The 6,181-nt window shown below is 62.2% G+C and carries 5 protein-coding genes and 1 pseudogene; 5 read left to right on the top strand and 1 reads right to left on the bottom strand.

All coding sequences use genetic code 11. The features are described 5' to 3' along the window. Positions 1 to 257: 257 nt before the first annotated feature. A pseudogene (locus tag ACFZPT_RS26465) lies at positions 258 to 392 on the top strand (sugar ABC transporter permease); the annotation flags it as partial. Positions 393 to 528: 136 nt separating this feature from the next. Here the strand turns inward: ACFZPT_RS26465 and ACFZPT_RS26460 are convergent. Continuing rightward, positions 529 to 2,028, bottom strand: coding sequence for a CoA-acylating methylmalonate-semialdehyde dehydrogenase (locus tag ACFZPT_RS26460; protein WP_099313002.1), 1,500 nt, complete (start codon positions 2,026 to 2,028; stop codon positions 529 to 531). Positions 2,029 to 2,136: 108 nt separating this feature from the next. Between ACFZPT_RS26460 and ACFZPT_RS26455 the strand changes: the two genes are divergently transcribed. The 4 genes from ACFZPT_RS26455 (at position 2,137) to ACFZPT_RS26440 (ending at position 5,834) form a co-directional block, all read left to right on the top strand. Then, positions 2,137 to 3,075 (top strand): LysR family transcriptional regulator, encoded by a 939-nt coding sequence (locus ACFZPT_RS26455; protein WP_040267928.1) that lies wholly within the window; start codon positions 2,137 to 2,139, stop codon positions 3,073 to 3,075. Positions 3,076 to 3,142: 67 nt separating this feature from the next. Continuing rightward, complete coding sequence (locus tag ACFZPT_RS26450) at positions 3,143 to 4,078, top strand: ornithine cyclodeaminase family protein (RefSeq protein ID WP_099313001.1); 936 nt, start codon at positions 3,143 to 3,145, stop codon at positions 4,076 to 4,078. Beyond that, positions 4,075 to 5,208, top strand: a complete 1,134-nt coding sequence (locus ACFZPT_RS26445; RefSeq protein ID WP_099313000.1) for an FAD-binding oxidoreductase — start codon at positions 4,075 to 4,077, stop codon at positions 5,206 to 5,208. The genes ACFZPT_RS26450 and ACFZPT_RS26445 overlap by 4 nt, the downstream gene beginning before the upstream one ends. Further along, complete coding sequence (locus ACFZPT_RS26440; protein ID WP_034112961.1) at positions 5,208 to 5,834, top strand: transcriptional regulator; 627 nt, start codon at positions 5,208 to 5,210, stop codon at positions 5,832 to 5,834. The genes ACFZPT_RS26445 and ACFZPT_RS26440 overlap by 1 nt, the downstream gene beginning before the upstream one ends. The last annotated feature ends 347 nt before the right edge of the window (positions 5,835 to 6,181 follow it).

The raw sequence follows: 6,181 nt of genomic DNA, 5'->3' as shown, positions 1-6,181 counted from the left end.
CTGAGCCCTGTAGAGTACAGAGCCCGTTCCGCTGTAGCCTAGACAATTACTGTCCAACTTTTGGGGCGCACTTCAGATCCGCAGCAATCGGGGGGCAAGCCCCCTCCCACATTTACCCTCCCAACTATGTTATTTGGAAACCGGCATCGCAAACTCAGCACCCTGTTCGATGCTCTCCGACCACCGCTGCATGATCGACTTCTGCTTGGTGTAAAGCGCACGCCTTCAGTGCCGTAAGCATGCATGTCGCCGAACAGGCTCTTTTTCCCACTAGCCTGGATAACGGCATGTCGATGCTGGATGTGGACAGTTACTGGCAGATGATTGTGAAGGGCAGCATTTTGGTGTTGGCCGTGTGGGTGGATGTGAGTACGCGGGCGGGTCGGCGTTAAAGCCATTCTCACCGGCACCACATAACGCCTGTGGGAGGGGGCTTGCCCCCGATAGCAGTGGGTCAGCCAAATTATTGTTAGCTGATCCGCAGCAATCGGGGGCAAGCTCCCTCCCACATTTACCCTCCCAACTATGTTATTTGGAAACCGGCATCGCAAACTCAGCGCCCTGTTCGATGCTCTCCGACCAGCGCTGCATGATCGACTTCTGCTTGGTGTAGAAGCGCACGCCTTCAGTGCCGTAAGCATGCATGTCGCCGAACAGGCTTTTCTTCCAACCACCAAAGCCGTGCCAGGCCATCGGCACCGGGATCGGGACGTTGATGCCGACCATGCCCACTTCGATGCGTCGTGCAAATTCGCGGGCGATGTGGCCGTCGCGGGTGAAGCAGCTGACGCCGTTGCCGAACTCGTGGTCGTTAACCAGTTTTACCGCTTCGGCGAAGTCATTCACGCGCACGCAGGCCAGTACCGGGCCGAAGATTTCTTCGCGGTAGATGCTCATCTCTTTGGTCACGTGGTCGAACAGTGTCGCGCCGAGCCAGAAGCCGTTTTCCAGGCCCGGTTCGTTGGGCACGTAGTCGCGGCCGTCCAGCAGCAGTTGTGCGCCGGCTTGCACGCCTTGTTCGATGTAGCCGCTGATGCGTTCCAGGGCTGCGCGGGAGACGATGGGGCCCATTTCGGCTTTAAGGTCGCGGCCGTCGGTAATGCGCAGGTGCTTGGCGCGTTCGGTCAGGGCGGCGATAACTTTGTCACCCACATCGCCCACCAGCACCGCCACGGAAATCGCCATGCAGCGTTCGCCGGCACTGCCGTAAGCGGCGCCCATCAAGGCGTCGACGGTTTTTTCGATGTCGGCGTCGGGCATTACCACCATGTGGTTTTTCGCGCCGCCCAGGCCCTGCACGCGCTTACCGTGCCGCGCGCCGGTTTCGTAGATGTACTGCGCAATCGGTGTAGAGCCGACGAAGCTCACGGCCTTGACGTCCGGGTGTTCGATCAGTGCATCCACCGCTTCCTTGTCGCCTTGCACCACGTTGAACACGCCCTTGGGCAGGCCGGCTTCACGCAGAAGCTCGGCCATGAACAACGACGCACTCGGGTCGGTGGGGCTGGGTTTGAGGATGAAGGTGTTACCCGCTGCTATGGCGATGGGGTACATCCACATCGGTACCATCACCGGGAAGTTGAACGGCGTGACGCCCGCCACCACGCCCAAGGGTTGGCGCATAGTCCAGTTGTCCATGCCCCGGGAAACCTGGTCGGAGTGCTCGCCCTTGAGCAGGTTGGGAATGCCGCAGGCGAATTCGAGGATATCGATGCCACGGTCGACTTCGCCCTGGGCGTCGGTGAACACCTTGCCATGTTCGGCGACGATGATCCGCGCCAGGTCGTCTTTGCGTTCACGCAGCAGGTGCAGGTACTGGAACAGTACGCGGGCGCGGCGGATCGGCGGGGTGTCGGCCCAGCCGGCGAAAGCGGCCTGGGCGGCAGCGACGGCTTCGGACACAGTCTGGTAGCTGGCCAGCGCAACGCGGGCGGTTTTCTCGCCGGTGGCCGGGTTGTAGACATCCTGGTAGCGATCATCGCGGGAAACGCGCTGGTCGTTGATGTAGTGCTCAATGGTGTGGGTCATGGCAGTCGATCCAGGTGGTTAGCGTTGGTACACACCTTAGGCTTTCGCTTTGTTCCCAACCAGAGCAGAATCCAGAACTTATTGTCCTTATAGGCGAACAATACAGCCATGGAAAAATCCGAGATCGAAGGATTGTGGACCCATATACACTGGCTTTCCGTACTGGAAGAACACGGCACCTACACCGCCGCCGCCGCGCGTCTGGGGGTGAGTAAGTCGGCCGTAAGCCAACGTATTTCCGACCTGGAAAAAGCCACCGGTACCCGCCTGGTGACGCGCACCACCCGCAGTGTGCGGCTGACCGATGCAGGGCATTCATTGACCCGTGACGTGCGCAGTGCCTACGAACAGATTGCTCGCAGCTTTTCGTCGGTGCGCGACGCCGCAGGAGAGATCCGCGGCCTGGTGCGCCTCACCGCGCCAGTGGCATTTGCTCGCCAGCAATTGGTGCCGCACCTGTCGGGGTTCCTGCAGCAATACCCACAGGTGCGTATCCAACTGGACGTGTCCGATGCCCTCAGTTCACTCGCCGCCGAAGGCTATGACCTGGCGGTACGTCATGGTTTTCAGGTGCCGGAAACCCATGTGGCCTGGAAGCTGTGCGACACCGGCTCGGTGCTGGTGGCCACCCGGGATTACCTGCAACACCACGGCGAACCGCGCGAGCCCGGCGAGCTGTCGGCGCACAACTGCCTGTTCTACCCGCGCGGTGCCGACCAACCGGCCTGGACCTTCGAACGCAACCACAAAACCGTCGAACGCATCACCGTGCCCATCGCTGGCAGCTTCGCCACCAACAACAGCGAAGCCTTGCGCGATGCGGCCCTGCACCACCTGGGCATCGCCCTGCTCCCGGACTTCAGCGCCCACGCCGCGCTGGCCAGCGGCAAACTGGTACAGGTGCTCAAGGGCTGGACGCTCAAGGGCGCGTTTGCCGATGAAATCTATTTGATCCGCCCGTACTCACCCCATGTGCCCAAGTCGGTAAGTGCGTTGGTGGGGTATCTGAAAGACAGGCTATCCGGTGGGTTTGCATTCAAAGGGTAAAACTTATCCGTTGCCAGAAAGAACTAAAAGTCCATAATGGACAAATTAGTTTACGCCGGAGACACCCATGCTCACTCCTCCTTTTGTGATCGACCAGACCCAGGCCCGCGAACACCTGGCCCGCCTCGACGTACCGCAGATCCTGCGCGCGCTGTTTCGCGATCTGGCGGCCGGGCACGCGGTGCAGCCAGCGCAGCAGCTTGTGCAATTCCCCCACAGTGCCGGTGATTTCATCAACTACCTCGGTGTGTTGGCCAATGAGGGTGTGTATGGGGTCAAGACTTCGCCCTACATCGTGCGCGAACAAGGGCCGCTGGTAACGGCGTGGACGCTGCTGATGTCGATGCACACCGGCCAGCCGTTGTTGTTGTGCGACGCCGCCGAACTAACCACCGCGCGCACCGCCGCCGCCACGGCGTTGGCGGTGGACGCACTGGCCGCACCGCAGGCCCAACGCCTGGCGGTTATCGGCAGCGGCAAAGTCGCCCAGGCCCACGTGCAGTATGTGAAGAACCTGCGGGACTGGCAGAGCATCCGTCTGTTTTCGCCCAGCGCGGTCACGGCCAATCACGACGCCCTCCACTGCCTGGACCCGCGCCTGAGCATCGCCGCCAGTTGCGAGGCCGCCGTGGACGACGCCGATGTGATCCTGCTGTGTACCTCCTCGGCAGGCCCCGTGCTCGACCCGACACGCCTGACCAAACCGGCGCTGATCACCTCCATCAGCACCAATGCCCCGCGCGCCCATGAAGTGCCGCCCCACAGCCTCACGGGCATGCAGGTGTTCTGCGACTATCGCCAGACCACCCCCACCGCAGCCGGCGAAATGCTGATCGCCGCCGAACAGCACGGCTGGCACCCCCGCATGGTGCTTGGCGACCTATCCGAGCTGCTCAGTGACCTGGTGCCGCGCCCGACCTATGATCGCCACGTCTTCTTCCGTTCCATCGGCCTGGGCCTGGAAGACATCGCCCTGGCCAATGCCCTCTGGAGACAGCTATGAACCACGCGGACTACCTCATCATCGGCGGTGGCATTGCCGGCGCCTCCACGGGGTTCTGGCTATCGCCCCACGGCAAGGTGATCGTGCTGGAACGTGAAAGCCACCCGGCCTATCACTCCACCGGGCGTTCGGCGGCGCTCTATACCGCCGCCTATGGCACCCCGCAAGTGCGCGCGCTGACCCTGGCCAGCCGCGACTTTTTTGACCATCCGCCTGCCGGTTTCTGTGAACACCCGCTGCTCACGCCACGGGGCGAAATGACCGTGGACTTCAGCGGCGACCCGGCCGAATTGAACGCGCAATATCTGAGCGCCAAGGCCACTGTGGCGCAGGTCGTGCAACTGAGCGCCGATGAAGCCTGTGAGATGTTACCGATCCTGCGGCGGGAAAAAGTCCACGGCGCGATCTACGACCCCACCGCCAGCGACATCGACACCGACGCCCTGCACCAAGGCTATCTGCGCGGTATCCGGCGCAATGGCGGCGACGTGCGCACCGACAGCGAGGTGCTGGGCTTGAGGCGCGACAGTACCGGGCTCTGGCAGGTCAGCACCCAGGACGCCACCTTCACCGCGCCAATCATAATCAACGCCGCTGGCGCCTGGGCCGACCATATCGGCGGACTGGCCGGCGCCGCGTCCATCGGCCTGCAACCCAAGCGCCGCTCGGCGTTTATCTTCGCCGGCCCCGACGGTGTGGACAGCCATGCCTGGCCGATGCTGGTAGCGTTGGACGAAGCCTTCTACATGAAACCCGACGCCGGCATGTTCCTCGGCTCGCCGGCCAATGCCGACCCGGTGCAGGCACAGGATGTGCAGCCCGAAGAGTTGGATATCGCCATGGGCATCTACCAGATCGAAGAAGCCACCACCCTGAGCATCCGCCGCCCCACTCGCACCTGGGCCGGGCTGCGCAGTTTTGTGCACGATGGCGATCTGCTCAGCGGCTTCGATCCCCAGGTGCCGGGGCTGTACTGGGTCGCGGCGCAAGGCGGTTATGGGATTCAGACTTCACCGGCCATGGGCCAGGCCAGCGCGGCACTGGTGCGCGGAGTACCGCTGCCCCAGGCACTGACCCGCTTCGGTCTGGACGCTGATATGCTCTCCCCCGCCCGCCTGGAGCCCCATTGATGAACACCGCCGAACACGACAAAGCCCTGCAGAATTTCCGCGCGATTGCCGATGCGATCGCCACGCTGTTTTTCCCCCATGCCGAAGTAGTGCTGCATGACCTGCGCACACAAACCGTCGATTACATCGCCAACAACCTGTCTAAACGCGCCATCGGCGATGACTCGGCGCTGGAGGACATGCTCAGCGAGGAAATCAGCGAAGTGAATATCGGCCCGTACGAGAAGCTCAACTGGGACGGTCAGAAAATTCGCAGCCTGAGCACTGTCCTGCGCGACGCCCAGGATCGTCCGTTGGCGGTGCTGTGCATCAACTTGAATATCTCCCTGTTCGAAAACGCCAAGGCTGCGCTGGACCTGTTCCTGTCGCCGAGCAGACTGATCCCGCAGCCGGACGCCCTGTTTCGCGATGACTGGCAGGAGCGCATCAACACCTTCCTCCACGCTTGGCTGCGCGAACGTCAACTGAGCCTGAACCTGCTGACCCGCGACCACAAACGCGAACTGGTACTGGCGCTGCACGCCGAAGGCGCGTTCAAGGGCAAGAGCGCCTCGAACTACGTGGCCAATGTGCTGGGCATGGGGCGGGCCACGGTCTACAAGCACTTGAAGGAGCTCAAGGGCTGATCGAATGAGGTAACGGGCCTGATTGCAGTGGTGACTGACATTTATCGGGGGCAAGCCCCCTCCCACACTTGGAGCACCAGGCACCAGCCATACCCTGTGGAAGGGGAATTGCCTGTGGGAGGAGGCCTGCCCTCTCCCACACTTGGAACACCGGGCTTCAGCCATACCCTGTGGAAGGGGAATTGCCTTTGGAAGGAGGCCCTCTCCCACACTTAGAGCACCGGGCATCAGCCATACCCTGTGGGAGGGGGCTTGCCCCCGATGGCGGTCTTGAAGTGCGCCCCAAAAGTTGGACAGTAATTGTCTAGGCTACAGCGGAACGGGCTCTGTACTCTACAGGGCTCAGT

The organism is Pseudomonas sp. MD330_10, from assembly GCF_042610415.1.
GTDB lineage: Bacteria > Pseudomonadota > Gammaproteobacteria > Pseudomonadales > Pseudomonadaceae > Aquipseudomonas > Aquipseudomonas rhodesiae.
Note: the sequence above shows the minus strand (reverse complement) of the source record. Positions and strands in the feature narration are given on the sequence as shown.

Coding starts and splice junctions, on each gene's coding strand:
- ACFZPT_RS26450 (WP_099313001.1), top strand. CDS start 3,143: ATGCTCACTCCTCCTTTTGTGATCGACCAGACCCAGGCCCGCGAACAC.
- ACFZPT_RS26455 (WP_040267928.1), top strand. CDS start 2,137: ATGGAAAAATCCGAGATCGAAGGATTGTGGACCCATATACACTGGCTT.
- ACFZPT_RS26440 (WP_034112961.1), top strand. CDS start 5,208: ATGAACACCGCCGAACACGACAAAGCCCTGCAGAATTTCCGCGCGATT.
- ACFZPT_RS26460 (WP_099313002.1), bottom strand. CDS start 2,028: ATGACCCACACCATTGAGCACTACATCAACGACCAGCGCGTTTCCCGC.
- ACFZPT_RS26445 (WP_099313000.1), top strand. CDS start 4,075: ATGAACCACGCGGACTACCTCATCATCGGCGGTGGCATTGCCGGCGCC.